Genomic DNA, 24,490 nt, shown 5'->3' with positions numbered 1-24,490 from the left:
GTTAACCTCTATTTCAGGGACGATCGTGACCTGCCGGTTAACGGCACATGCACGGAAACAACGCAGGAGACTTTGATGACCTCAGCGACCATTCCCGGTCTCGACAATGCACCGACGACGCATCAGGGGCTGTTGGCCTGGGTTCGTGAGGTCGCCGAGCTGACCCAACCTGATCGGGTGGCCTGGGCGGACGGCTCGCAGGAGGAGTACGAGCGCCTTGCCGACCAGCTCGTCGCGGCCGGCACCTTCCAGAAGCTCAACCAGGACAAGCAGCCGAACTCCTACCTCGCACTGTCGGATCCCTCCGACGTCGCGCGCGTCGAATCGCGCACCTTCATCTGCTCCGAGCGCGAGATCGACGCGGGCCCGACCAACAACTGGATGGACCCGGCCGAGATGCGGGGCCTCATGACCGACCTGTACCGCGGCTCGATGCGGGGACGCACGCTCTGGGTCGTCCCGTTCTGCATGGGCCCGTTGGATGCCGAGGACCCCAAGCTGGGCGTCGAGATCACCGATTCGGAGTACGTCGTCGTCTCGATGCGCACCATGACCCGGATGGGCAAGGCCGCGCTGGACAAGATCGGCGAGGACGGATTCTTCGTCAAGGCGCTGCACTCGATCGGCGCACCGCTGGAAGAGGGCGAGAAGGACGTGCCCTGGCCGTGCAACGACACCAAGTACATCACCCACTTCCCGGAGACCCGCGAGATCTGGAGCTACGGATCCGGCTACGGCGGCAATGCCCTGCTCGGCAAGAAGTGCTACTCGCTGCGCATCGCCTCGGCGATGGCGCATGACGAGGGCTGGCTCGCCGAGCACATGCTGATCGTCAAGCTGATCTCCCCGGAGAACAAGGCCTACTTCATCGCCGCCGCGTTCCCGTCGGCCTGTGGCAAGACCAACCTCGCGATGCTGCAGCCGACCATCCCGGGCTGGCGTGCCGAGACCGTCGGCGACGATATCGCCTGGATGCGGTTCGGCAAGGACGGTCAGCTGTACGCGGTGAACCCGGAGTTCGGTTTCTTCGGTGTCGCACCGGGAACCAACTGGGACTCCAATCCCAACGCGATGAAGACGATCGCCGCGGGCAACACCGTGTTCACCAACGTCGCCAAGACCGACGACGGTGACGTCTGGTGGGAGGGGCTGGAAGGCGAGCCCGATCACCTGATCGACTGGAAGGGCCAGGACTGGATCCTGCGCGAGACCGAAACCAAGGCCGCACACCCGAATTCGCGCTACTGCACCCCGATCTCGCAGTGCCCCACGCTGGCTCCGGAGTGGGATGACCCGCAGGGCGTGCCGATCTCGGCGATCCTGTTCGGTGGGCGCCGCAAGACCACCGTTCCGCTGATCACCGAGGCGCGCGACTGGCAGCACGGCGTGTTCATCGGCGCCACTCTCGGCTCCGAGCAGACCGCCGCCGCCGAAGGCAAGGTCGGCACCGTGCGCCGCGACCCGATGGCCATGCTGCCGTTCCTGGGCTACAACGTCGGCGACTACTTCCAGCACTGGATCAACATCGGCAAGCAGGCCGACGAGTCCAAGCTGCCGAAGGTGTTCTTCGTCAACTGGTTCCGCCGCGGCGAAGACGGCCGCTTCCTGTGGCCCGGATTCGGCGAGAACAGCCGCGTGCTGAAGTGGGCTATCGAGCGCATCGAGCACAAGGCCGACGGCAAGAGCACCCCGATCGGGATCGTGCCGACCGCCGCCGATCTCGATCTGTCGGGTCTGGACGTGGACCCGGCCGATGTCGATGAGGCGCTGGCCGTCAACGCCGAGGAATGGCGTGCCGAGCTGCCGCTGATCGAGGAGTGGTTCGAGTTCGTCGGGGAGAAGCTGCCGACGGGTATCAAGGACGAATTCGACGCCCTCAAGACCAGATTGGCCGAATCCGACTGATCCAGGCCGGGGCGTTCAGGCCTGCAGCCGGGCCAACTCCCGGCGCAGGCCTGCCGCGCTGTCGTCGGCCAGATGCGACATCCTGCGCCGCAAGATCGGCTCGGCGTAGCGCAGCCAGCCGCGGAAGGTGAATTCCACCCGGTAGGTCACCGTCGACCCGTTCGGATGCGGTGCAACGGTGAGGACGTCGTGCGCCGACAGTGCGGAGTTCTTACCGCGCAACTCGATCGAGGCGCCCGGTGTCAGCGCGACGACCTCATAGTCGACGTCCCGGGTGCGGCCGGCGAGCTTGGCGCTGTTGGCATAGTGCGTTCCGATATCACCGTTACCGTGGACTCGGACGGTGCGGATCGAGCCGGCATCCCATTGCTCGGTGGTGGTGAAGTCGGCGAGGTAGTCGAACGCCGACCGCGGGTCTGCGGAGGTGATCACCTCGCGCTGCAACTCGATCATTCTCGGCCCTCCGATTGCTTGATCGCGGTCTGCATCGCCCGCCGCAGACCCATCCGGTGCAGTGGCTTCAGGCCAAGCCAATAGATTTGTCCGGGAAGGCCTTTGGGGATGTAACTGGCATGCTGCTGCAGCCGGGTTCGGTCCGGCGCGACCGATTCGATACGCCATTGCAGCCGTGCTCGACCGGGTCCGTGCAGCGCCAGCAGCGTGGGTTCCTGCTTGTCCTCGACGGTCCAATGACCGTGGCGGGATGCCCAGTGCAACAGGGCCTCCCACACTCGTTGTGGATCGGCTCGGACCTCGGCGTCGCGACTTTCGGTGTAAACGATCTCACCCGTCCATGCCGGGTCGGTGGGCAGCGGATCGGCGGCGGTGCCGTCCCACCCGGCCTCGGTGTTCTCGGCATTGCGCAGCGCCAGCGCCACGGCGTCGCGATAGGGCGTCAGCCCGCCGCCCGGTGCGGGGATGATGGCGTCGATATCGTGCTCGTAGGCCACGGCGTCGGTGCTCAGCGACTCGATGAGCGCCCGGCCGATGCTCAGCGGTACCGGTGTCACCAACCCGATCCACAGGCCGGCGAGTTTCGGTGTGAGAACCGGTAATACGAGGATGCGGCGGCGCGCCAGCCCGGCCACCTCGGCGTAGATCTGCATCATCTCGCCGTACCGCAGCACATCGGGCCCGCCGATATCGTAGGTGCGACTTTCGGGGGTCGCCGCCGTGGCCGCAGCCGTCAGATAATGCAGGACATCGCCGACGGCGATGGGCTGAATGTGGTTGTTGACCCAGCGCGGCGTCGTCATGATCGGCAGACGGTTGGTCAGGTGCCGGATCATCTCGAAGGATGCCGACCCGGCCCCGATGACGACGCCTGCCTGCAGCACCATCGTCGGAACACCGGAATCGATCAGGATCTCGCCGACCTGGGTTCGGGACCGCAGATGAGTGGACAGTCGGTCGGAGTGTTCGTGCAGACCGCCCAGGTACACGATGCGCCCCACGGCAGCGTCGCGGGCGGCTGACGCCACGTTCTCGGCGCTGCGCCGCTCGGCCTCCTCGAAATCACCATCGCTGTTCATGGAGTGCACGAGGTAGTACACGACGTCGATATCCCGGAAAGCTTCCCGCAGGCTGGCGGCATCGGTCAGATCCCCGCGCACGACCTCGACATCATCGGCCCAGGGCACCGCGCGGATCTTGGCGGGATCACGCACCAGCACCCGCACCTGATGGCCGGCCTCCAGAAGTCGGGGCACCAAGCGCCCGCCGATGTAGCCGGTGGCTCCCGTGACGAGAACCCGAAGTGCACCCACATTGCTCATTCGGAGGAGATGCCCGCTCAGATTGGTCTTCAAGCCTTCCGGCCAGCGTGGGCCCCCGACCACGGAAAACTTGACGGATGTCAAGTTTTTGCCGACTACATCGTCGGAGGGCTGGGGCGGCATCGTAAAGTCGCCTCATGCAGATCCGTGACACGGCCACAGCCAGCCCCGATAAGCCCGCCGTCATCATCCACCCGTCCGGCACGGTGGTGACCTTCGGAGAGCTGGAGGCGCGGGCCAACCAGCTGGCGCACTACTTCCGCAATCACGGTCTCGTCGAGGGCGACGCGGTGGCCATCCTGATCGAGAACAACGAGCACATGCATGTCGTCATGTGGGCAGCCCGGCGCTCCGGTCTGTACTACGTGCCCATCAACACCCACCTGACCGCGGCCGAAGCGGCCTATATCGTCGAAAACAGCGCCGCGAAGGCGATCGTCGGTTCGGCCGCTCTGACCCCGGTACTTGAGGAACTTGCCGAGCACCTGCCCGGCGGCCTGCCTCCCGTATTGCTGACCACCGGTGAGCTCGAGGGTTGGGCGAAGTACCCCGAGGCGGTTGCCGATCTGCCCACCACCCCCATCGCCGACGAGTGGGACGGCGACCTGCTGCAGTACTCCTCGGGTACCACCGGCCGTCCCAAGGGCATCAAGCGCGCGCTACCGCACCTTCCGCCCCCGGAAACCCCCGGCATGATGGCCGCCCTGGTCTCGTTCTGGATGAACCCCGACGCGGTGTACCTCAGCCCCGCGCCGCTCTATCACACGGCGCCGTCGGTGTGGTCGATGCAGGCACTCGCCGGTGGTATCACCACCGTGGTGCTGGAGAAGTTCGATGCAGAGGGCGCGCTCGCGGCGATCGAGAAGTACGGCGTGACGCACGGTCAGTTCGTCCCGGTGATGTTCACCCGCTTCCTCAAGCTCCCCGAGCATGTGCGCAACTCCTACGACGTGTCGAGTCTGCAGCGGGTGATGCACGCGGCCGCCCCGTGCCCGGTCGAAATCAAGAAGCAGATGATCGACTGGTGGGGGCCGATCGTCGACGAGTACTACGCCTCGTCCGAAGCGATCGGTGCCACGCTGATCAGCGCCGAGGAGTGGCTGGCCCACCCCGGTTCGGTGGGCAAGGCCATGACCGGCATCGTGCACATCCTCGACGAGAACGGCAACGAGTTGCCCGCCGGCGAGCCGGGTGAGATCTTCTTCGAGGGCGGGCAGGACTTCGAGTACCTCAACGATGCCGAGAAGACCGCGTCGTCGCGGGATTCGCACGGCTGGAAGACGGTCGGTGATATCGGGTATCTCGATGAGGACGGCTACCTCTACCTCACCGACCGGCGCCATCACATGATCATCTCCGGCGGGGTGAACATCTATCCGCAGGAAGCCGAGAACATGCTCGTCACCCACCCGAAGGTGATGGACGCCGCGGTGTTCGGCATCCCCGACGACGAGATGGGCCAGTCCGTCAAGGGGGTGGTGCAGACCGTCGACCCCGCCGATGCCACCCCCGAGTTCGCCGACGAACTGTTGGCCTGGTTGCGAGATCAGCTGTCGCACTACAAGTGTCCGCGCTCGATCTCCTTCGAGGCGCAGCTGCCCCGCACCGACACCGGCAAGCTGTACAAGCAGGGACTCATCGAGAGGTACTCCTGACCCTCAGCGCTGCCGGGCGGGCCTGACCACCATCTCGTTGACGTCGACATCGGCAGGTTCGTCGATGGCGTAGCCCACCGCCCGTGCGATCGCGTCCGGCGCGATCGCCGCCGCGCGGTAGCTGCGCATTGCATCGGCCGCGGTCGGATCGGTGATGGTGTCGGCGAGTTCGGATTCGACGACACCGGGGGAGATGGTGGTGACGCGGATCGATGGATCCAACTCCAGTCGCAGTCCCTCGGTGATGGCCCACACCGCATGCTTGGTCGCGCAGTAGACCGCCGCGGTCGGGACGACCTCGTGCGCGCCGACCGAGGCAACGGTGACGAAATGCCCGCTGTGCGAGCGCTGGAAATGCGGGAGGGTCGCCGCGATGCCGTTCAGGACGCCGCGGATGTTGACGTCGATCATCGTGTCCCACTGGTCGACCAGCAACGCATCCATTCGGGACAGTGGCATGACACCGGCGTTGTTGACCAGCACATCAACGCGGCCGTACTCGGCGACCGCCGAGTCGACGAACTCGGTGAAGTCCGCGCGGTCGGTGACGTCGAGCCTGCGGACCGCCAGACTGTCGGCGGCCAGTGCCGCCAGCCGATCGGTGCGGCGGGCGCCGGCGACCACCTGGTGGCCCTGGGCGGCGAGCCGTCGGGCGATGGCTTCGCCGATCCCGCTGGTGGCTCCGGTGACGAGGACGATCTTCTTATCGGTCATGCTTCCAGCGTCGGTGGCTTCTGCTGAGCCGTGCCAGGGTGCGTGACACCCAGGCATCCGCGATCCGACATGCCTACGCTGGCGGTATGTCGGAGCTCGGTGATTATCTGCGCAGCCGACGGGCGCTGATCCGGCCCGCCGACGTGGGACTCATCAGCGTGGGGCAGCGGCGGGTGCCAGGTCTGCGGCGCGAAGAGGTCGCGCAGCTGGCCGGGGTGAGCGTCGACTACTACATCCGTCTCGAACAGGGCCGGGAACGATCACCGTCGGCGCAGGTGTTGGAGGCGTTGGCCACCGCGCTGCACCTCGAGACGGACGGGCGGGCCCACCTGTTCCGGCTAGGCGGGCACGCGGCACCGGTACGGGCCCCGGCGACCCCCGACCGGGTGGATCCCGCGCTGCTGCAACTGATGGCGGCCTGGCCTGATAATCCCGCGCTGGTCTACAACCGTGCCTATGACGTGTTGGCGGCCAACCCGATCGCGGAGGCGTTGTTCGGGGATTTCGGCGCGCACGGCAACCTGATGACGCTGGTGTTCACCGAGCCCCGGGCCCGAGAGTTCTATGCCGACTGGCCGCGGATCGCGGCGAATTCGGTGGCCGGCTTCCGGCGCAACCACGGCGAGCAGCCCAACGATCCGCGCGTCGTCGCGGTGCTCACCGAACTGTTGGCCAGCAGTGCGGAGTTCGCCGCCCTGTGGGACCGCCATGATGTGCGGGGAAAGACCCAGGACACCAAGGTATTTCGACATCCCGAGGTGGGCACGGTGACGCTCGGACTGCAGACCTTCGCGGTGCGGTCGGCGCCTGGTCATGAGTTGGTCGTCTACCAGGCGGAACCCGGTTCACCGAGTGCGGATGCCGTGAAAATGCTCGGCAGCCTGGCGGCCAGTCGCGGCATCTGACCTACATGTGCGCAATTGCGCACATGTAGTGCATACTTTGGTGGTGTCCGTCTTCGCCCGGCTGTTCACCGCCCAGGTCATCGCGCTGACCGGAACCGGACTGCTGACCGTTGCCCTCGGCCTGCTCGCCTATGACCTCGCCGGCGGCGCGGCCGGCGCGGTGCTCGGGACGGTGCTCGCCATCAAGATGGTGGCCTATGTCGTTGTGGCACCGGTGATGTCGACGCTGACCGGGCGGCTGCATCCCCGGACCGTGCTGGTCGGCGCCGACGCGGTGCGCGCCGCGATCGCGGTGTCGCTCCCACTGGTCGGGCACACCTGGCAGGTGTATCTGCTGGTGTTCGTCCTGCAGGCCGCGTCCGCGACGTTCACCCCGGCATTCCAGGCGGTCATCCCGGCCGTGCTGGTCGACGAACGCGACTACACCCGCGGGCTGTCGCTGTCGCGGCTGGCCTATGACTTGGAGGCGATGCTGAGCCCGTTGCTCGCGGCCGCGCTGCTGACGGTGCTGGACTACTCCGGTCTGTTCGTGGCGACCGCCGCGGGTTTCCTGATGTCCGGCCTGCTGGTCGGGTACGCGGCGGTGCCGGCCGGCGCGCGTCGCGCCAAGCCGGCACCGCTGCGCGACCGCGTGCTGTCGGGCACGCGGATCATGTTCGCCCGCAGCGAGTTACGTGCGCTACTCGCGATGAACCTCGCGGTCGCCGCGGCGACCGCGCTGGTGCTGGTGAACACCGTCGTCTACGTCCGCGGCCTGCAGGGCGGAGATGATGCCGACGTGGCGGTGACACTGGCCGCCTACGGTGCCGGGTCGATGGCCGTCGCACTGTGCACACCCTGGTTGCTGACCGTCATCGCCGACCGCACCCTGATGGCGATCGGTGCGGTCGGCGCCGCGGCCGGCCTGGCCGTCACCGCCGCCGTGCTCAGCGTGACCACGCCCGGCCCGTCGGTGCTGATGGCACTGTGGGCGGCGCTCGGTGCGGCCACCGCCATGGTCACCACCCCGGCCGGCCGACTGCTGGCCCGCACCGGTCCGGATCGCACCGCGGTGTTCACCGCCCAGTTCTCGCTCTCGCACGCCGGGTTCCTGCTGACCTATCCGATCGCCGGGTGGGTGGGCGCGGGCGTCGATCACGGGCTGGCCGCCACGATCCTGGCTATCCTCGCAACAGGGGCGGCCGCAGCGGCGGTCCGTATCATGGTCCGCGGGAGGGGGCAGCTCGTCGATGGACTGCACGCCGACCGCGCCGACCGACGCGCCCAGTCTGGTTCACGCGGGCGCACCGGACCGTGACCGACTGGACGCGGCCAGCGACACCTTCCGGATGCTGGCCGACCCGACCCGCCTGCACCTGCTCTGGCTGCTGACCCAAGGTGAGGCCGATGTCAGCGCGCTGGCCGAGGCCACCGGGGGGTCGCGTACCTCGATCAGCCAGCACCTGGCCAAGCTGCGCTTCGCCCGGCTGGTCGACACCCGCAAAGACGGCCGCCGCGTCTACTACCGGTTGCGCGACGGCCACCTGGGCCGGCTGGTGCGCGAGGGCCTGAACCATGCCGATCACCGGGTCACCGGCGAACCGCCGCACGCCTGAGGCCGTTGTCGGAGCTTTCGATCAGTCCGGCGGCTCGGCCCCTTGGTCGGGCACATCGGGGGTCGGGTCCCCACGTTCGGCCCGCTCGGTCGCCTTCTTCTTGGAGGACTCGTCCTCCGGCTCGTTCTCGTCATCGACGTATACGCCCTTGCCAGTTGGCATCGTGTCCCTCCTTTCGGGCCCGGCCTGGCTACCCGGTGCGCGGTTCCGTGAAACGGGTCGCGGGTACCCGGAGACCATGGATCAGAACGTTGCTCCCATCCTCGACGCCGTGACCGATTACCACCGATCGCACCGCTATGGGTTCTCCCCGCCGGGTCATCGGCAGGGTCGGGGTGTCGATCCGCACACCCTGCGGGTCCTGGGCCGCGACCCGTTCCTCGACGATGTGTTGGCCGCCGGCGGATTGGACGACTGGCACACCAGCCAGGGATACCTCCGCCATGCAGAGGAACTGATGGCCGATGCCGTCGGAGCCGATCATGCCTGGTTCTCCACCTGCGGTAGTTCATTATCGGTCAAGGCCGCCATGATGGCGGTCGCCGGCGGGGACGGCAGCCTGATCGTCGGCAGGGACAGCCACAAGTCGATCGTGGCGGGTTTGATCTTCGCGGGCGTGCAAGCGCGGTGGGTTTCACCGCAATGGGATGCGGCCCGGCATCTTTCGCACCCACCGTCGCCGCAGCAGCTTGCCGAGGCGTGGGACCGCCACCCCGATGCTGCCGGTGCATTGATCGTCAGCCCGAGCCCGTACGGCACCTGCGCCGACCTGCGCTCGATGGCCGAGATCTGTCATGCCCGCGGTAAGCCGCTCATCGTCGACGAGGCGTGGGGTGCGCACCTGCCTTTCCACGAGGACCTGCCGACCTGGGCCATGGACGCGGGTGCCGACCTCTGCGTGGTGAGTGTGCACAAGATGGGTGCCGGGTTCGAGCAGGGTTCGGTCTTCCACCTGCAGGGCGATCTCGTCGACAAGGACCGCCTCGCAGAGTGCGCCGACCTGCTGATGACCACGAGCCCGAGCGCGATGGTCTACGCGGCCGTCGACGGGTGGCGCCGCCACATGGTCGACAACGGACACGAATTACTCACCGGGGCACTATCGTTGGCGCGGGGGTTGCGCGCCGATATCGAGCGGATTCCCGGCCTGGAAGTTATGCACGACGAACTGCTCGGCGCATCGGCGTCACATGACCTCGATGTGTTGCAGGTGCTGATCGACGTGTCGGGGACCGGCGCCTCGGGTTATCAGGTGGGCGACTGGCTGCGCAGCCACGCCCGCATCGACGTAGGCCTGATGGACCACCGTCGGATACTGGCCACCCTGTCCTTCGCCGACGGACTCGACACCACCCAACGTCTGGTCAGTGCGCTCACACGGTGGCGCGACACGGCCGACAAGTCGCACAAGCCCGCACAGATCCGGCTGCCGGCACCGGCGGACATCGAACTGGACAGCGTGATGGCCCCGCGCGAGGCCTTCTTCGGCCGGGTCGAATCGGTGCCGGTCGAGCGGGCCGCCGGTCGCATCGCGGCCGAGCAGGTGACCCCGTATCCGCCGGGTATCCCGGCGGTGGTCCCCGGCGAACTGCTCGATGACGCCGTGCTGGATTATCTGCGTTCCGGAGTCGAGGCGGGTATGCACCTGCATGACCCTGCCGATCCGGAATTGCGCACCATACGGGTGGTGGCGGGGTAACCGGGTAACAATCCGGTCACGGTGGAAGATCACGATCATCTAAGGGTTTGCCACACCGGTTAAGGATCGGGCCCCGATCCTGAGCGGATCGAGCCGGATTGCGACGGACATCACCCGCAATCGGTGTAACACCGCCGCCCGACGGGTATTTCGGCATCAGCACCGACCGCGACGACCAACGGAGCACGCGTACCGTGGCTTTCGGGTCTGGGAAGACATCAGGCGCGTCTAGGGTCATGCGCGCGAAAGTCCGATTCTCGAAGGACACAACACACCATGAAGAACACCACCACGATCATCCGGCGGACATCTGCCGGTGCGTTGCTGGGTGCCGCGTCGGCGGCGCTCATCGCGGCACCGACGGCGTCGGCGGCACCGAATTGCAGCCCCGATGCGGTGGCCGGCACGGTCAGTTCGGTCACCGGTGCCGCAACCGGTTATCTGAACAGCCATCCAGGTGCCAACCAGGTGATCCAGGCGGCGCGCACCCAGCCGCGCGATATCGCCGCGGCCAACATCCGCGCCTACTTCACCGCCAACTCGCAGGAGTACTACGAACTGCGCGGCATCTTGGCGCCGATCGGCGATACCCAGCGGCAGTGCAACGTCTCGGTACTTCCGCCCGACCTGGCGTCGGCCTACTCGGAGTTCATGGCCGGCTGATCGACAGCACCGTTCTCGGCGCCCGCACGGACCGTCCGCGCGGGCGCCGAGTTCGTGAACACATCGTGTAGCCAGTCCCGTTGCTTCTGGTGAAAGGCCTTGGCAACAGTGCTTTTCGGCGCGACGCCGTCGAATCCGTGAAAGGCGCCGTCGACGGTGCTCACCTCGCATGCGACCCCGGCGGCGCGCAGGCATCTCGCGTAGTCGAGATCTTCGTCGTGGAACAGATCGAGCGTGCCCACCCCGATCCAGGCCGGCGGCAGATCGCTGAGATCCGTTCGGCGCGCCGGCACGGCAACGTCGGGATCGGCGGTACCGAGATAGGCCGACCAGCCGAACCGGTTGCTCTCCTGGGTCCACAACCGATGGCCGGGATCGTCGCGTTCGATGCCGACCGAACGGTCGTCCAGCATCGGGTACACCAGCAGTTGCCCGGCGGGGTGCACCTCACCGCGGTCCCTGGCCAGCAGAGCCAGCGCGGCGGCCAACCCGCCGCCGGCGCTCGCGCCCCCGATCGCGATGCGGCCGGCATCGACACCGGGCAGACCGGCCAGCCACGTCAGCGCGGTGTAGCAGTCCTCCAGCCCGGCGGGGTAGGGATGCTGAGGCGCCAATCGATAGTTGACCGACACAACCGTGGCTCCGAGGGCGTCGGCGAATCTGCGGCAGGTTGCATCGTCCTGCGCGGCACTACCGATCACGTAGCCGCCGCCATGGATCCACAGCAGCGCAGGGTTCGGCGTGGTCGACTCCCGCGGTCGATACAACCGCACCCGGACTCCTGTGCTCAGCGTCAATGGCAGCACGCCGTCCGGTACTCGACGTTCCATCAACATGCTCATTCGCTGCAGCAGAACAAGATTCGCCTTGGTGACGAGCTTGCGGGGAATGAACCTTGCGATGCGGGCGAGTTCGGGGTGGAAAGCGGTCCCGGCGGTGGTCACCTCAGCAGTATGGCCGACCCGCCGGATCGGTAAGGGTCACTTGAGCAGTGGATCTCGCGGCAGGCCGAGAATGCGCTCGGCGATGGTGTTGCGGGTGATCTCCGAGGTGCCACCGGCGATGGTCATCGCACGGTTGCCGAGGTAGGCATTGGTCAACCTCTCGTTGCCGCCGGTCACGGCTGTCGCTCCGGCCAGCGTCATCCCCAGTTCGGTGAGTCGTTGCGATTGCTCGGCCACCAGAAGTTTGGTCACATTGCCTTCCGGGCCAGGTTCGGAGCCGTCGATGGCACGACTGATCCGCCGCATGTTCAGCATTGGCAGGGTCAACGTCTCGGCGATGATCCTGCCGGCATCGTGCAGGTGGCACACGGCGGTCTCGGTGGGAACACTGTCGAGCAGCTCGACGAGGTCGGAGATGGTGAAGCCGGTCGGAGCGCCCGAGCCGCCGCCGATCGAGACCCTTTCATTGCCCAAGGTGGCGCGGGCGACCAGCCAGCCCTTGTTCACCTCGCCCACCACATCGGTGTCGGGCACGAACACGTCATCGAGGAAAACCTCATTGAAGTGGGAATCTCCGGTCATGCCACGCAGCGGGTTGACCTGCACTCCCGGGGACGTCATATCGATCGCCATCATGGTCACCCCGGCGTGCTTGGGCGCGTCAGGGTCGGTCCGGACCGTCGCCAGCCCCCACCGACAGTGCTGGGCAAGGCTTGTCCACACCTTCTGCCCGGCGACCCGCCATCCTCCGTCGACCTTTCTGGCCGACGTCCGCACCGCGGCGGCGTCGGATCCTGCACCGGGTTCGGAGAAGAGTTGACACCACAGCACTTCTCCGCGGAGCACCGGCTCGACCCAGCGGGCCCGCTGGTCGTCGGTACCTGCCTGGGCGATGGTCAGCGTCACCCAGCCGGTGATTCCCAGGTCGGGCAGGTCGATACCGCGGAACTCCTCCTCGATCACCAGCTGTTCGAGTACATCGGCGGCGCGCCCCCACGGCCTTGGCCAGTGCGGCACGAGATAGCCCGAATCGACCAGGAACGGGCGTCGCTCGTGCTCGGGCAGTGTGCGCGCCTGTGCGGCGGCCTGGGCCGCCGCGGCGCGATGCCGTTCGGCGGCCGCGGGAACGGGCACCGTCACCGTGTCGGTCAGGCCCATACGCGTCGCGTCGACAAGCTCGGCCAGCGGATCGTTGCCGTCGGCCAGCAGCGCCGACATCGTCCTGGCGCGCCGCAGGTACAGGTGCGCGTCGTGTTCCCAGGTGTACCCGATGCCGCCGTGCAGCTGGATGTTGTTCTGCGCGTTGAATACCTGTGTGCGGATGGCATGGGCCGCGGCCACGGCGGCGGGGAGCGCGGCCTCGTCGAGATCGTTACAGCGGGCTGCGGTCCAGGTGGCAGCGGCGGTCTGCTCGGCGGCCACGAGCATGTCGGCGGCGTGGTGTTTGACGGCCTGGAACGTACCGATGGGGCGGCCGAACTGTTCGCGCACCTTCGCGTACTCCACCGCCATGTGCAAGGTCGCCCAGCTGACCCCGACAGCCTCGGCGGCGGTCAGGATCCGCAGCACCGTTCGGGCCCGTCTGGACGCCCCGCGCAACACATGGTCGGCGGGGATGCTGGCACCGCGCATCGATACCGAGCCGATCGATCGGGTGGGGTCCAGCGTCGGCAGCGGGGTGACCGTGACGCCATCGGCTCGCGCGTCCACGACCAACAGATCCTCACCGGCGGAGAGCACCAGCACATCGGCATCCGGGGCGCCGAGGACCGCGGGCCACTCGGCGGTGGCGGTCATATCGGTCCGCATGTTGACCCGGATGTTCACCCCGAGAGCGGCCACGGTGCTTCCGTCGGCCAGGCCGGGGAGCAGCCGTGCGCGGACCGAATCCGGCGCGCAGCGGTCGATCACGGTCGCCGCAGCGACCGTGGGCAGAAATGGTCCCGGCATGAGCTCGCCGCCGGTGACCTCGACGACCACCGCCAACTCGGCGAGTCCATAACCGGAACCGCCGAATTGCTCGGCGATGGCCAGGCCGTTCCAGCCGAGGTCAGCACCGGCCTGCCACAGGTCTGCGGGGATGGCACCGGGAGCGGCGAGTGCGGCGCGTGCGCCGGCACGGCTGTCGGCCCTGCGCAGTTGTCCGATGGTTGCGGCCGCCAGGGCGCGGTGTTCTTCGGTGATGGCCAGCGCCGACGTGCTCATGACTTTCTGAAGTTACCGGGGCTGCTGAGGCGCATGAGAGTGATACAGGTCACATTAGTGCTACAGGTAGACAGATCGCCTGAAATGTCTGCTTAAGACCGACCTTGCGCGGGTACGCTCGCGCCATGACGGCACAACCGGCGGAAAATAGCCCCGGACCTTCTCTTATGCGCCGCGCCCGTTGGTTGATGAACGCCAACCACGCCGACCGCATGCTGGCACTGTCGGTCGCATCGGCCTCGCTGCCCATCGTGGGTAAGCAGTTGGAACCCCTCGGGGGCTTGGCGGCAATGGGAGTGTGGGGTTTTCGTCAGTTCCCCGAACTCCTCGCTGCTTCGGCCAAATCGTGGTTCAGTCCCGGCAACGCACCGGTCCGCAGGGCCGAGCGGGAACAGACGGTCGACGTGGCCAAGGACGGGCTGCGGGGCGTGGTCAATCCCACCGATCTCGCCGGGGACTGGCCCGCCCCTGAATCGATGCCGCCGCTGTGGAACACCGTGGCGTATCGGCGTGATGTCTTCCGCACCTCGGTGCGCTACGGCGACCACCCGCTGCAGCTACTCGACGTGTGGCGGCCCGCGGAACTTCCGCGCGAGCCCGCCCCGGTACTGCTGTTCATCCCCGGCGGTGCCTGGGTGCACGGCAGCCGTGTCCTGCAGGGCTACGCGATGATGTCGCACCTGGCCCAGCAGGGCTGGGTGTGCCTGTCCATCGACTACCGGGTCGCCCCGCATCACCGCTGGCCGCGTCACCTGACCGATGTCAAGGCGGCGATCGCATGGGCGCGAGCCAATGTCGACAAGTTCGGCGGGGACCGTAATTTCGTCGCGCTGGCCGGTTGTTCGGCGGGCGGTCACCTGGCAGCCCTGGCCGGGCTCACCCCCAACGACCCGGCCATGCAGTCAGAACTGGACGACGAGGCCGACACCTCGGTCGACGCCGTCGTGGGAATCTACGGTCGTTACGACTGGGAGGACCGTTCCACCGAGGAGCGCGACCGCTTCGTGGACTTCCTGGAGCGCGTCGTGGTCGGTCGGAAGATCTCCCGTCACCCCGATCTCTTCCGTGCCGCCTCGCCGATCGCCCGGGTGCACCGTGACGCGCCGCCCTTCCTCGTCATCCACGGTTCCGGGGACACGGTGATCCCGGTGGCGCAGGCGCGCAGCTTCGTCGACCGGTTGAAGGCGACATCCGATGCACCGGTCAGTTACATCGAGTTTCCCGGAGCCGGACACGGTTTCGACATGACCGACGGTGCCCGCACCGGCGCGATGGCCAAAGCCATCGGATTGTTCCTCGATCAGATCCACCGAAACTCGACGGCACGCCAGGCCAAGGCGGTTATATAGACTCCTCCACCCAGGGAGGGATTTAGCCGTGAAGAGGCTCAGCGGTTGGGATGCATTCTTGCTCTATTCGGAAGCTCCCAACGTGCACATGCACACCTTGAAGGTCGCCGTCATCGACCTGCACGGACTCGGTGACCGCACCTTCGGTGTCGAAGAGTTCCGGAATGTGTTGCACGGCAGGCTCTACAAGCTGGAGCCGTTTCGCTACCAGTTGGTGGACATTCCGTTCAAGTTCCACCACCCGATGTGGCGCGAGAACTGTGATGTCGACCTGGAGTACCACATCCGGCCGTGGCGGGTAGCCACGCCGGGTGGGCGCCGCGAACTCGACGAGGCCATCGGCGAGATCGCCAGCACCCCGCTCGACCGATCCCGCCCGCTCTGGGAGATGTACTTCATCGAGGGTCTTGCCGACGATCGGATAGCAGTGGTCGGCAAGATCCATCACGCGCTGGCCGACGGCGTGGCGTCGGCCAACCTGCTGGCCCGCGGAATGGATCTGCAGGACGGACCGCAGCGCGACCGCGACTCCTATGCCACCGATCCGGCTCCGTCGACGGGTGAGCTCGTCAGGACCGCGTTCCTGGATCACATGCGTCATATCGCGCGAGTGCCGGGTCTGATCAGGTACACCGCTGAGGGGATCGGTCGCGTTCGGCGCAGCAGCCGCAAACTGGGCCCCGAACTGACCCGCCCGTTCACCCCGCCGCCGAGCTTCATGAACCACGTGCTGACCCCCGAGCGCCGGTTCGCCACCGCCAGCCTGTCTCTTGCCGACGTCAAGTCGACCGGAAAACACTTGGGCGCCACCATCAATGACATGGTCCTCGCGTTGGCGTCGGGCGCGTTGCGCAAACTCCAATTGCATTACGAGGGCAAGGCCGACCATCCCCTGCTCGCGTCGGTGCCGATGAGTTTCGACTTCTCCCCGGACCGCATCTCCGGTAATCGGTTCACCGGAGTGCTGATGGCGCTGCCTGTGGATCTCGATAGCCCGCTGGACCGGGTGCGTCGCGCCAGCGAGACAGCGGCGCTGGCCAAGGAGAGCAATCAGCTGATCGGCCCGGAGTTGGTGGCCCGCTGGGCTTCCTATATGCCCCCGGCCGGGGTGGAGGCGCTGTTTCGCCGGTTGTCCAACGTCGACGGCCAGAACAAGATCCTGAATCTGAACATCTCGAACGTCCCGGGCCCCCGCCAGTTCGGGCGGGTCGGTGGCGCGACGGTTTCGGAGATCTATTCGGTCGGTCCGCTCACCGCGGCCAGCGGCCTGAACATCACGGTCTGGAGCTATGTCGACCAGCTGAACATCTCGGTGCTGTCGGATACCGCGACCGTTCGGGACCCACACGAGGTCACCGATGCGATGGTGCAGGAGCTGCGGGACATCCGGATCGCGGCCGGTCTCTCCGGAGAGATCACCGTCGACTCGTGAGATCGGTTCTTCGCGATACTGCTGATACCCCGGCGATGGTTCACAATGACCACATGCGATGGCGGAGGGGACCGGCGCGGATGGCCGTTGCGCGGATTGCCCTGACGCTGCTGGGCGTGTCGGTGGTGTTGGCCGGCTGCTCGTACGGGCCCTCGACGAGACCGGCGAAACCGTCGGACGGTGCGGTGGGCCAGCCGAGCACAACGGACAGCGCCGGCGCCGTGTCGATCCTGCCCGGCACGGCCGCACTGGGCCAGCCACTGACCGCCAAGGGTGCCACGATCACACCGCGCGCGGACAATCTGACGGTGGTCCGTACCGCGGGGGAAGAGGTCGAACTCGGCATCGACGTGTCGTTCACCGGCGTCACGACCCCGATCGACGCCACCGGCGCCGACGGCGGATTCCGCCTACATCTCAGCGGTGGGGAACAGGTCGCGACATCGCGCCCGTTGGAGAGCAAGACGGTGCCGTTGGCGTCTCGGGTGCGCGCCGACACCGATGGTTGGGTGTTCTTCCTCCTCAAACCCGGAATGCGGCCGACACAGCTGCAATTGACTGCCGCCGCGGCGGGATTCGGGATGCCGCCGGCACCGATCGCGGTGTGGGCGATGCCTGCCACCCTGCCGCAGCCGTCGGCCGCGATGTCTCCGCCGACCGAGCCGCCACCCGGCGCGCCGCCGGCGCCGGTCGAGTCCGCTGATGGCGGGGTTCCGCTGCCGCCGCCCGCACCCCGTGGGCCCGCGCTTCCCCCGCCACCGCAGATGCCACCCCCGCCCAGACTGCCGCCGCCACCGGCGCTACCGGCCCCGAGGCTGCCACCGCCGCCGGCGCTGCCGGCCCCGCAGTTGCCTGCCGGCCTCTGCGGTAACACGCCATTGTGCTGAGCGGGCGGCCGCCGAAACCTCAGCCGCGCACCCAGTTCAGGAAGCGCTCGACCGCCGCGGCGGTGTTGTGCCCGTGCGCCGAACCGAAGAAGTCGAAAGCGTGCTGGGCGTGCGGGATCTCGGCGTAGATGACCGGGGCCTTCGAGACCGCCTGCAGTGCGGCGACGAAATCACGGCCCTCCTGCACCGGGATGACCGAATCGTCGGCGCCGTGCAGCACGAAGAACGGCGGGGCATCGGCGTGCACGAGGGTGATCGGGGATGCGTCGAGGTAGGCCTGCCGGTTCGTCGCGAACGGCAGTTTGACGATGAACTTTTCCAGGATCGTCACGAATTCGCCTCGGCCGGAGCCCGTGTCGGTGAACCAGTCGTAGCGGCCGTAGATCGGCACCGCCGCCGCCACCGACGTGTCGACATGCTCGAAGCCCGGCTGCCATTTCGGATCGTTGGGGGTCAGCGCCGCCAGCGCGGTCAGGTGTCCCCCGGCCGAACCGCCGGTGATATAGACCGATTCGGGATCACCGCCGTAGGCCCCGATGTTCTCCCTGACCCAGGCGATGGCCCGTTTGACATCGACGATGTGATCCGGCCAGGTGTGCTTCGGACTGATCCGGTAGCCGATGGACACGCAGATCCAGCCGTGCTCGGCGAGCCTGCTCAGCATCGGGTAGGCCTGCGGTCTGCGCATCCCGATCATCCACGCTCCGCCCGGAACCTGTAGCAGCACCGGTGCTTTGCCATCCCGCGGCAGGTCCGGGCGCATCCAGACGTCGGCGAGGTTGGGTCCGTGGGGACCGTACCGTGCCGTCTCGTGCACGTAGCGTCGGCGCGTCCAGCCGGTACCGAAGACCCCGCGGGGTTTGCGTTCGGGTTCCTCGGCCTCTGGATAGTCCGGACCCAGTGCGGTGCGTAGCGGACCTTCGAAATACTCCTTGGAAGTCTGCTCGCGGCGTTGCACCACGACGAGCAGGCCCCAGGTCAGTGCCTTGAGCACCAAAGAGATGCGACCGTTGCGGGTTCGGTAATGGCCGAGCACGTTTCGGCGCAGCACGTCGAGCAGTGAGCCGGTCAGAAACAGCGGCGCATTCTCCGACGTCGGCCAGCCGAACGCGAATGTCGGCAAGGTGCTGTAGCCCTTCCGTCCGAGTGGGCGTACAGCATTGGCGGCGTTGACCATTTCGGCGAGTGCGCCCAGCACAGGACGGGGTTTCAGCACGGGCATGCGGTCCTGGTTACCCACCGAGACGGTCTTGCAAAGCGCGCCGGTCGATCTTTCCGGTGCTGTTGCGGGGCAACTCGTCGAGGATCGTGATGTCGCGGGGGACCTTGTAGTTGGCCAAATTGTCACGCACATGCGCCTTGAGTGCCTCGACGGTGACCGGGTTGTGCAGCACCACGAATGCGGACAATCGTTGACCGAACTGTTCGTCGTCGACGCCCAACACGGCGGCCTCGGCGACATCGTCATGGGCGACCAGGGTCTTCTCCACCTCGATGGGATAGACATTCTCCCCACCGGAGACGATCATCTCGTCATCTCGGCCCACGACGAACAGGCGGCCGGCCGCATCCAGGTAGCCGACATCCCCGGAATTCATGAAACCGTCGTGGAAATCCTTGTTCTTGCCGTTGGTGTAACCGTCGAACTGAGTGGAGTTACGGACGAAGATCGTTCCCACCTCGCCTTCCGGCAGCGGGCGCAGCTCGGGATCCAGAATCCGGATCTCGGTGCCCTCGGCCGGTTTTCCGGCGGTGTCCGGGGCCGCGCGCAGATCGGCAGGGGTGGCAGTGGCAATCATGCCGGCCTCGGTGGCGTTGTAGTTGTTGTAGATCACGTCGCCGAACTGGTCCATGAACTTGATGACGACATCGGGACGCATCCGCGATCCGGACGCGGCCGCGAACCGCAGGGTGCGCCCGCTGTAGCGGTTGCGGACCTCGTCGGGTAACTCCACGATCCGGTCGAACATCACCGGCACCACGCAGAGGCCGGTGGCACGGTGGGTGTCGACGAGCGCCAGGGTTGCCTCGGGATCGAACTTCCGTCTGGTGATGATCGTGCATGCCATCGATGCGGCGAAGGCCAGCTGGGAGAAGCCCCAGGCGTGGAACATCGGAGCCACCACGACCACAGGCTCCTCGGCGCGCCAGGGAGTACGGTCGAGGATCGCCTTGAGTACCTCCGGTCCTCCGCCGGAATGCCTTGCCCCCTTGGGGGTTCCGGTGGTGCCCGAGGTCAACAGGATGACCTTGGATTTCTCCTTGGCGCGCTGTGGTTCCCGACCGGCGTACTCGGTGATCAGCTTCTCGACGGTGAACAACGCCGTCGTGCTGTCGGTCCAGGCGACCACGCGCGTGGTCTGCGGTGAATCCTCCATCGCCCGTTCGACCGTCGAGGTGAATTCCTCGTCGTAGATGACCGCGCTGGGCCGGCCCGCGGTTTCGCGTTGCCACACCTCGGCCAGCGCGGGGCCGGCGAACGCGGTGTTCAGCAGCAGGACGTCGGCTCCGAGCCGGTTGGCTGCGATCAGCGATTCGACGAAGCCCCGGTGGTTGCGCGCCATGATGCCGATGACGTGTGGCTCGCCCGACGGCAGGTCCTGAAGCCCCGCCGCCAACGCATCGGCGCGCTGGTCGATCTCGCGCCAGGTCAGCGCGCCGAGCTCGTCGATCAGCCCGACGCGGTCTCCACAGCGTTGCGCCGCGCTGGCGAAACCCGATGTGATTCCCATGTTCTCGCGTGCCATGGCCGCCGCGATGCGAAGGTACTTGTCGGGGCGCAGGGGAGCGATGACACCGGCGCGGACCATGGTGTCGACCAGACCGACCGTCGCGGTGACCCGGTTGACGACGGGGCGGGCGAGGCGCCCGGGGATGTCCTGCAGGCCCATCAGCCGATCACCGGAAGTCGTCGCTCGGCGGCCAACTCGTCCAGAGCGCCCTGCATGACATGGCGCACGTGGGCATCGACCTCGTCGATATCGGGATCATCCCCGAACCGTTCCTCGATGTGGACCGGCGGCAGCACCTGCATCGTGATCTTGGCGGGCAGTGGGACGTTCAGCGGAACCACTGCGGACAGGCCGAACGGGAACCCGAAGGACACCGGCACGATCTTGGTGCGTGCCAGGCGGGCGATCGGTCCGAGTCGTTTGGCCAGCCAGGTTCCCCGGGAGAGGTAGAACTGCGTTTCCTGCCCGCCGACGCCGACCATGGGCACGATCGGCACTCCGGCGTTGATGGCCGCGCGGACATAGCCCTGGCGACCGTCGAAGTCGATCTTGTTGGCCTCCAGGGTGGGGCGGTAGACATCGAAGTCACCGCCGGGGAAGACCACCACGACGCCGCCCGAGCGCAATGCCTCGTCGGCATTCTCGTGGCTGGCCAGGATGAAACCGGTCTTCTTGAAGAAGTCGCCGGTGGGCCCGATCATCAGCATGGCGTGGCTCAGGGTGTAGACCGGTCTGCCGTACCCGTAGCGCTGGTAGAAGTCGGCCGCGAAAATCGGTACGTCCATCGGGAACAGCCCACCGGAGTGGTTGCAGACCACCAGCGCACCGCCCTCGGGGAAGTTCTCCAGCCCGCGGACCTCGGAGCGGTGATAGGCCTTCAGGAACGGCCGCAGCAACCCCATCACCCGCTCGGTGAGTCCGGGATCGAACTTGGTGATCTCGGTCGGTTCGATATCGGTCGAGCCCATGGCCATGCCTCCGGCGGTCGAAAATAGAACGTGTTCTAATTTTGCACGTAATTCCGCCCGAGGTCAAAGGCATCATGGAGCCATGACCGTCGATGTAGCCGCCTACTTCGACCGCGTCGGGTACACCGGCGACGGTGCGCCCACCCTGGATACGCTGCAGATTCTGCATGCCGCGCACAACCGGAGCATCCCGTTCGAGAACCTCGATCCGGTGTTGGGCACACCCGTGGCTGACCTCGGTGCCGACGCGCTGTTCGACAAGCTGGTCCACCGCCGCCGCGGCGGATACTGCTACGAGCAGAACGGACTGTTCGGCTACGTCCTGGAGGCGCTCGGGTTCGGGGTGGCACGGCTGACCGGCCGCGTGGTGTGGATGCAGGAACCGGGCGCCGCGCTGCCTGCCGAAACGCACAACGTGCTCGCGGTGAATGTCCCGGGGCGCGCGGGTCGTCACTTGTGTGATGTGGGTTTCGGCGGCCAGACGCTCTCGTCACCGATCCGGTTGGAAGCGGGGCCCGTGCAACAGACCCGGCATGAGCCCTACCGGCTGGTCGCCACCGGGCCCAACGCCCTGCGGCTGGAGGCCCTGGTGCGCGAGACGTGGCAGGCCCTCTACGTGTTCACCACCGAACCGCGACCGCGCATCGACCTGGAGGTCGGCAGCTGGTACGTCTCGACATATCCGAAGTCGGTGTTCGTCGCCGGGTTGTCCGCAGCACTGGTGACCGACGACGCACGCTGGAATCTGCGCGGCCGCCAGCTCGCCGTGCACAGCTTGGGCGGCACCGAACGCATCGAACTCGGCGGGGCCGACGAGGTCGTCGATCAGCTGGTGAACCGGTTCGGGCTGGAACTCAGCGGCCTCGGTGATGTGGCGGAGGGCATCAGTCACGTGCTGGGGAACTGACGAACACATCCCACGGGTCGGTGGCGTCCAGCGCCCAGCGGCCCAGCCGGCGGGCATGTGACGCGGTGCTGCCGAACTCGTCGGCCCAGCTGCGCGCCCGCATGGTGACCGACCACAGCGGATGCTCGATGGTGACCCCGATGGCGCCGTGCAACTGGTGGGCGATCGTCGTGACCGGAGTGGTGGCACGGCCGACGGCAACCTTCGCCACCGTCACCGCGTAATCGGCGCGGGGATCGGCGAAACCGTACTCGGTGACTGCCGCGGTTGCCAGATCCGTTGCCGCTCTAGCCTGTTCGATCTCACCGGCCATCGATGCCAGCGAATGCTGGACGGCCTGGAACTTGCTCAATGCCCGACCGAACTGCACCCGATCGGAGGTGTGCGCGACCGTGAGCGACAACGCCGCGTCCAGTGCACCGACAATCTGTACGCAGCGGGACCAGGCGCCGCGGCGCATCAACTCCTCGAGCGCCGAGGCGTCGAGGCCGGCCGGGCCGGGGGTCGCGTAGCGCAGCGTGCCACGCGGTTCACCGCCCAGGTTGTGCCCCATACTGAGCTCGGGATCGTCGATCCACCCGATATGCAGACCGTCGTCGGTACGAGCGGCCAACAGGATCGCCGCATCCGCGGGCCACGGCACCTCGCGAGCGACACCGTCGGTGCCGATGGCGATCGTCAGGGGCCCGTCCGGTACATCGAGGCCGGCCTTCCCGGCCAGCCAACCGGCCAGCAGATCGGTCTCGGCGACCGGGACGGCCGCGGCGTGGCGGGCCAGACCTGCCAGCACCACCGCTGCCTCGGCGGGTCCGGCGTCCTGTTCGGTGGTCAGTCGTGCGAGCCCGGTCTCCTCCAGATCGCGCCACAGGTCGGCGTCGAAGGTCTCCGGTAGCCGGCGGTTGCCGAACCGCGCCTGTGCCGCCTTGGCGCCGATATCGTCGACCAGTTGCCTGAGCTCTTCCACTATCGGACCCCCAGTCCCCTGGCGATGACCCCGCGCAGCACCTCGTTGGTGCCGCCGCGCAGGGTGAACATGGGCGAATGCTGCCGGGCGGTGGCCAGCACCGCGCGCAACCGATCGGCCGCCGCGGCATCGGTGACGTAGTCGATCAACTCGGCGCACAGCTCCACCGACTGCTGCTCGAACCGGGTACCCAGATCCTTGACCAGCGCCGCCCGGGTCGCCGCATCCTCACCGGCGGACAGTGCGCGGGCCACCGAGACCGACAGTTGGCGCAGCGCCATCGCGCGGCCGAGCAGGTCGCCGACCTCGGCCGCGGTGCGATCATCGACGGTCTGCGCGCCGAGCGACCGGATGACGTCGATGATCAGCGTCGCGGTGGACAGGATGCGCTCCGGTCCGCTGCGCTCGAAGCCCAGTTCGGCGGTCACCTGGTGCCACCCGTCGCCGATCTGGCCGAGTACGTCGGCGTCATCGACGCGCACCTCGTCGAAGGTGACCTCGTTGAAGTGATGGTGCCCGTCGAGGGTGACGATCGGGCTGATGGTCACGCCGGGGGAGTCCAGCGCGACGATGAACTGGCTGAACCCGGCGTGCCGGTGTTCGGGATCCAGTGCGCTGGTGCGGGCCAGCACGATCGCGAAATGCGCGCGGTGCCCACCGCTGGTCCACACCTTGGTGCCGCTGATGGTCCAACCGCCGTCGACCCGGGTTGCCTTGGTGGCGGTCGCGGCCAGATCAGACCCCGCGCCGTGCTCGCTCATCCCGATCGCCGAGTACAACGTCCCGGCCGCGATTCCGGGTAACAACCGGCGGCGCTGTTCCTCGGTGCCGTAGGTGAGCAGCGACGGTGCCACCTGCCGGTCGGCGAACCAGTGCGCGGCCACCGGGGCGCCGGAGCCGAGCAGTTCCTCGGTCACCACGTACCGGTGCAGGAAACCCAGGCCGTGCCCGCCGTACTCGGTCGGGATCGTCAACCCGACGAAACCGGCCCGGGCCAGCCGCTCACTGAAAGCGGCATCCCAACTCGTCAGCCAGGAGTCGATCTCGGGTTGCCAGCCGAACGTGTCTCTGTCGGCCACCAGGAACTGCCGGACCGTGGACCGCAACTCGGCCAGGTCCCCGTCGTTGGCGCACAGCGCATCGAATTCACTCACCGATCGCCAAGTCTAGAACCAGCAGGAAAAGTCATGG

The 24,490-nt window shown here is 67.2% G+C and carries 22 protein-coding genes; 11 read left to right on the top strand and 11 right to left on the bottom strand.

The window, feature by feature from the left end; genetic code table 11:
- Positions 1-75 precede the first annotated feature (75 nt).
- The gene (locus PGN27_RS13290; RefSeq protein WP_335326529.1) at positions 76-1,905 is read left to right on the top strand and encodes a phosphoenolpyruvate carboxykinase (GTP); all 1,830 of its coding nucleotides are present in this window, start codon (positions 76-78) and stop codon (positions 1,903-1,905) included.
- 15 nt (positions 1,906-1,920) lie between these two features.
- Here PGN27_RS13290 and PGN27_RS13285 read toward each other — a convergent pair whose 3' ends face one another.
- A complete protein-coding gene (locus PGN27_RS13285) occupies positions 1,921-2,358 on the bottom strand; it encodes an SRPBCC family protein (protein ID WP_335326528.1) in 438 nt (145 codons plus the stop codon).
- Positions 2,355-3,680, bottom strand: a complete 1,326-nt coding sequence (locus PGN27_RS13280; RefSeq protein ID WP_335326527.1) for an SDR family oxidoreductase — start codon at positions 3,678-3,680, stop codon at positions 2,355-2,357. Before PGN27_RS13280 ends, PGN27_RS13285 begins: the two co-directional genes overlap by 4 nt.
- A gap of 137 nt (positions 3,681-3,817) precedes the next feature.
- On the opposite strand from PGN27_RS13280, the gene fadD4 reads away from it, so the two are divergent.
- Positions 3,818-5,335: a fatty-acid--CoA ligase FadD4 gene (gene fadD4, locus PGN27_RS13275; RefSeq protein ID WP_335326526.1), complete on the top strand. Its 1,518-nt coding sequence runs from the start codon at positions 3,818-3,820 to the stop codon at positions 5,333-5,335.
- A 3-nt stretch (positions 5,336-5,338) separates the two neighbouring features.
- Here the strand turns inward: fadD4 and PGN27_RS13270 are convergent, their stop codons facing one another.
- Positions 5,339-6,049, bottom strand: a complete 711-nt coding sequence (locus PGN27_RS13270) for an SDR family oxidoreductase (RefSeq protein WP_335326525.1) — start codon at positions 6,047-6,049, stop codon at positions 5,339-5,341.
- A gap of 86 nt (positions 6,050-6,135) precedes the next feature.
- Between PGN27_RS13270 and PGN27_RS13265 the strand changes: the two genes are divergently transcribed.
- Genes PGN27_RS13265 through PGN27_RS13255 form a run of 3 tightly spaced genes read left to right on the top strand, consistent with a single transcriptional unit; the run spans position 6,136 to position 8,549 of the window.
- Positions 6,136-6,954, top strand: a complete 819-nt coding sequence (locus PGN27_RS13265; RefSeq protein WP_335326524.1) for a helix-turn-helix domain-containing protein — start codon at positions 6,136-6,138, stop codon at positions 6,952-6,954.
- Between the two features lie 43 nt (positions 6,955-6,997).
- Positions 6,998-8,251, top strand: a complete 1,254-nt coding sequence (locus tag PGN27_RS13260) for an MFS transporter (protein WP_335326523.1) — start codon at positions 6,998-7,000, stop codon at positions 8,249-8,251.
- Entirely contained in the window at positions 8,184-8,549 is a 366-nt protein-coding gene (locus PGN27_RS13255) for an ArsR/SmtB family transcription factor (protein ID WP_335326522.1), read from the top strand. Before PGN27_RS13260 ends, PGN27_RS13255 begins: the two co-directional genes overlap by 68 nt.
- A gap of 21 nt (positions 8,550-8,570) precedes the next feature.
- Here PGN27_RS13255 and PGN27_RS13250 read toward each other — a convergent pair whose 3' ends face one another.
- The gene (locus PGN27_RS13250) at positions 8,571-8,711 is read right to left on the bottom strand and encodes a hypothetical protein (RefSeq protein ID WP_335326521.1); all 141 of its coding nucleotides are present in this window, start codon (positions 8,709-8,711) and stop codon (positions 8,571-8,573) included.
- Between the two features lie 76 nt (positions 8,712-8,787).
- Between PGN27_RS13250 and PGN27_RS13245 the strand changes: the two genes are divergently transcribed.
- Positions 8,788-10,248: an aminotransferase class I/II-fold pyridoxal phosphate-dependent enzyme gene (locus PGN27_RS13245; RefSeq protein ID WP_335326520.1), complete on the top strand. Its 1,461-nt coding sequence runs from the start codon at positions 8,788-8,790 to the stop codon at positions 10,246-10,248.
- A gap of 276 nt (positions 10,249-10,524) precedes the next feature.
- Positions 10,525-10,911, top strand: coding sequence for a heme-binding protein (locus PGN27_RS13240; protein WP_335326519.1), 387 nt, complete (start codon positions 10,525-10,527; stop codon positions 10,909-10,911).
- Here the strand turns inward: PGN27_RS13240 and PGN27_RS13235 are convergent.
- Positions 10,887-11,855, bottom strand: coding sequence for an alpha/beta hydrolase (locus PGN27_RS13235; RefSeq protein WP_335326518.1), 969 nt, complete (start codon positions 11,853-11,855; stop codon positions 10,887-10,889). The genes PGN27_RS13240 and PGN27_RS13235 overlap by 25 nt on opposite strands.
- 36 nt (positions 11,856-11,891) lie before the next feature.
- Positions 11,892-14,060 (bottom strand): acyl-CoA dehydrogenase family protein, encoded by a 2,169-nt coding sequence (locus PGN27_RS13230; protein ID WP_335326517.1) that lies wholly within the window; start codon positions 14,058-14,060, stop codon positions 11,892-11,894.
- Positions 14,061-14,185: 125 nt separating this feature from the next.
- On the opposite strand from PGN27_RS13230, the gene PGN27_RS13225 reads away from it, so the two are divergent.
- Genes PGN27_RS13225 through PGN27_RS13215 form a run of 3 tightly spaced genes read left to right on the top strand, consistent with a single transcriptional unit; the run spans position 14,186 to position 17,728 of the window.
- The gene (locus PGN27_RS13225; RefSeq protein WP_335326516.1) at positions 14,186-15,409 is read left to right on the top strand and encodes an alpha/beta hydrolase fold domain-containing protein; all 1,224 of its coding nucleotides are present in this window, start codon (positions 14,186-14,188) and stop codon (positions 15,407-15,409) included.
- A gap of 28 nt (positions 15,410-15,437) precedes the next feature.
- Positions 15,438-16,841, top strand: a complete 1,404-nt coding sequence (locus PGN27_RS13220) for a WS/DGAT/MGAT family O-acyltransferase (protein ID WP_335326515.1) — start codon at positions 15,438-15,440, stop codon at positions 16,839-16,841.
- A 53-nt stretch (positions 16,842-16,894) separates the two neighbouring features.
- Complete coding sequence (locus PGN27_RS13215; RefSeq protein ID WP_335326514.1) at positions 16,895-17,728, top strand: hypothetical protein; 834 nt, start codon at positions 16,895-16,897, stop codon at positions 17,726-17,728.
- A 19-nt stretch (positions 17,729-17,747) separates the two neighbouring features.
- Here PGN27_RS13215 and PGN27_RS13210 read toward each other — a convergent pair whose 3' ends face one another.
- The 3 genes from PGN27_RS13210 to PGN27_RS13200 are packed head-to-tail and all read right to left on the bottom strand — an operon-like array spanning position 17,748 to position 21,428.
- On the bottom strand, positions 17,748-18,950 hold the full coding sequence (locus PGN27_RS13210; RefSeq protein ID WP_335326513.1) for an alpha/beta hydrolase: 1,203 nt from the start codon (positions 18,948-18,950) through the stop codon (positions 17,748-17,750).
- Positions 18,951-18,960: 10 nt separating this feature from the next.
- The gene (gene fadD12 / locus PGN27_RS13205; RefSeq protein ID WP_335326512.1) at positions 18,961-20,619 is read right to left on the bottom strand and encodes an acyl-CoA ligase FadD12; all 1,659 of its coding nucleotides are present in this window, start codon (positions 20,617-20,619) and stop codon (positions 18,961-18,963) included.
- Positions 20,619-21,428 carry a 1-acyl-sn-glycerol-3-phosphate acyltransferase gene (locus PGN27_RS13200; protein WP_335328726.1) on the bottom strand — a complete coding sequence of 270 codons (810 nt, stop codon included), beginning with the start codon at positions 21,426-21,428 and terminating at the stop codon, positions 20,619-20,621. The genes fadD12 and PGN27_RS13200 overlap by 1 nt, the downstream gene beginning before the upstream one ends.
- A gap of 82 nt (positions 21,429-21,510) precedes the next feature.
- Here PGN27_RS13200 and PGN27_RS13195 point away from each other — a divergent pair, with 82 nt between their 5' ends.
- Positions 21,511-22,335, top strand: coding sequence for an arylamine N-acetyltransferase family protein (locus tag PGN27_RS13195; RefSeq protein WP_335326511.1), 825 nt, complete (start codon positions 21,511-21,513; stop codon positions 22,333-22,335).
- Here the strand turns inward: PGN27_RS13195 and PGN27_RS13190 are convergent.
- Together PGN27_RS13190 and PGN27_RS13185 are read right to left on the bottom strand one after the other, a co-directional pair.
- On the bottom strand, positions 22,313-23,299 hold the full coding sequence (locus PGN27_RS13190; protein ID WP_335326510.1) for an acyl-CoA dehydrogenase family protein: 987 nt from the start codon (positions 23,297-23,299) through the stop codon (positions 22,313-22,315). The genes PGN27_RS13195 and PGN27_RS13190 overlap by 23 nt on opposite strands.
- Positions 23,299-24,453 (bottom strand): acyl-CoA dehydrogenase family protein, encoded by a 1,155-nt coding sequence (locus PGN27_RS13185; RefSeq protein ID WP_335326509.1) that lies wholly within the window; start codon positions 24,451-24,453, stop codon positions 23,299-23,301. The genes PGN27_RS13190 and PGN27_RS13185 overlap by 1 nt, the downstream gene beginning before the upstream one ends.
- Positions 24,454-24,490 lie beyond the last annotated feature (37 nt).

The sequence above is a fragment of the Mycolicibacterium neoaurum genome, from assembly GCF_036946495.1.
Lineage (GTDB): Bacteria > Actinomycetota > Actinomycetes > Mycobacteriales > Mycobacteriaceae > Mycobacterium > Mycobacterium neoaurum_B.
Note: the sequence above shows the minus strand (reverse complement) of the source record. Positions and strands in the feature narration are given on the sequence as shown.

Excerpts from the sequence above, each read along its gene's own strand:
- PGN27_RS13195 (WP_335326511.1), top strand. The coding sequence starts at position 21,511 with ATGACCGTCGATGTAGCCGCCTACTTCGACCGCGTCGGGTACACCGGC.
- PGN27_RS13265 (WP_335326524.1), top strand. The coding sequence starts at position 6,136 with ATGTCGGAGCTCGGTGATTATCTGCGCAGCCGACGGGCGCTGATCCGG.
- PGN27_RS13230 (WP_335326517.1), bottom strand. The coding sequence starts at position 14,060 with ATGAGCACGTCGGCGCTGGCCATCACCGAAGAACACCGCGCCCTGGCG.
- PGN27_RS13215 (WP_335326514.1), top strand. The coding sequence starts at position 16,895 with ATGCGATGGCGGAGGGGACCGGCGCGGATGGCCGTTGCGCGGATTGCC.
- PGN27_RS13285 (WP_335326528.1), bottom strand. The coding sequence starts at position 2,358 with ATGATCGAGTTGCAGCGCGAGGTGATCACCTCCGCAGACCCGCGGTCG.
- PGN27_RS13255 (WP_335326522.1), top strand. The coding sequence starts at position 8,184 with ATGGACTGCACGCCGACCGCGCCGACCGACGCGCCCAGTCTGGTTCAC.
- PGN27_RS13270 (WP_335326525.1), bottom strand. The coding sequence starts at position 6,049 with ATGACCGATAAGAAGATCGTCCTCGTCACCGGAGCCACCAGCGGGATC.
- PGN27_RS13245 (WP_335326520.1), top strand. The coding sequence starts at position 8,788 with ATGGATCAGAACGTTGCTCCCATCCTCGACGCCGTGACCGATTACCAC.
- PGN27_RS13280 (WP_335326527.1), bottom strand. The coding sequence starts at position 3,680 with ATGAGCAATGTGGGTGCACTTCGGGTTCTCGTCACGGGAGCCACCGGC.
- fadD12 (WP_335326512.1), bottom strand. The coding sequence starts at position 20,619 with ATGGGCCTGCAGGACATCCCCGGGCGCCTCGCCCGCCCCGTCGTCAAC.
- PGN27_RS13250 (WP_335326521.1), bottom strand. The coding sequence starts at position 8,711 with ATGCCAACTGGCAAGGGCGTATACGTCGATGACGAGAACGAGCCGGAG.
- PGN27_RS13240 (WP_335326519.1), top strand. The coding sequence starts at position 10,525 with ATGAAGAACACCACCACGATCATCCGGCGGACATCTGCCGGTGCGTTG.
- PGN27_RS13200 (WP_335328726.1), bottom strand. The coding sequence starts at position 21,428 with ATGGGCTCGACCGATATCGAACCGACCGAGATCACCAAGTTCGATCCC.
- fadD4 (WP_335326526.1), top strand. The coding sequence starts at position 3,818 with ATGCAGATCCGTGACACGGCCACAGCCAGCCCCGATAAGCCCGCCGTC.
- PGN27_RS13225 (WP_335326516.1), top strand. The coding sequence starts at position 14,186 with ATGACGGCACAACCGGCGGAAAATAGCCCCGGACCTTCTCTTATGCGC.
- PGN27_RS13290 (WP_335326529.1), top strand. The coding sequence starts at position 76 with ATGACCTCAGCGACCATTCCCGGTCTCGACAATGCACCGACGACGCAT.
- PGN27_RS13210 (WP_335326513.1), bottom strand. The coding sequence starts at position 18,950 with ATGCCCGTGCTGAAACCCCGTCCTGTGCTGGGCGCACTCGCCGAAATG.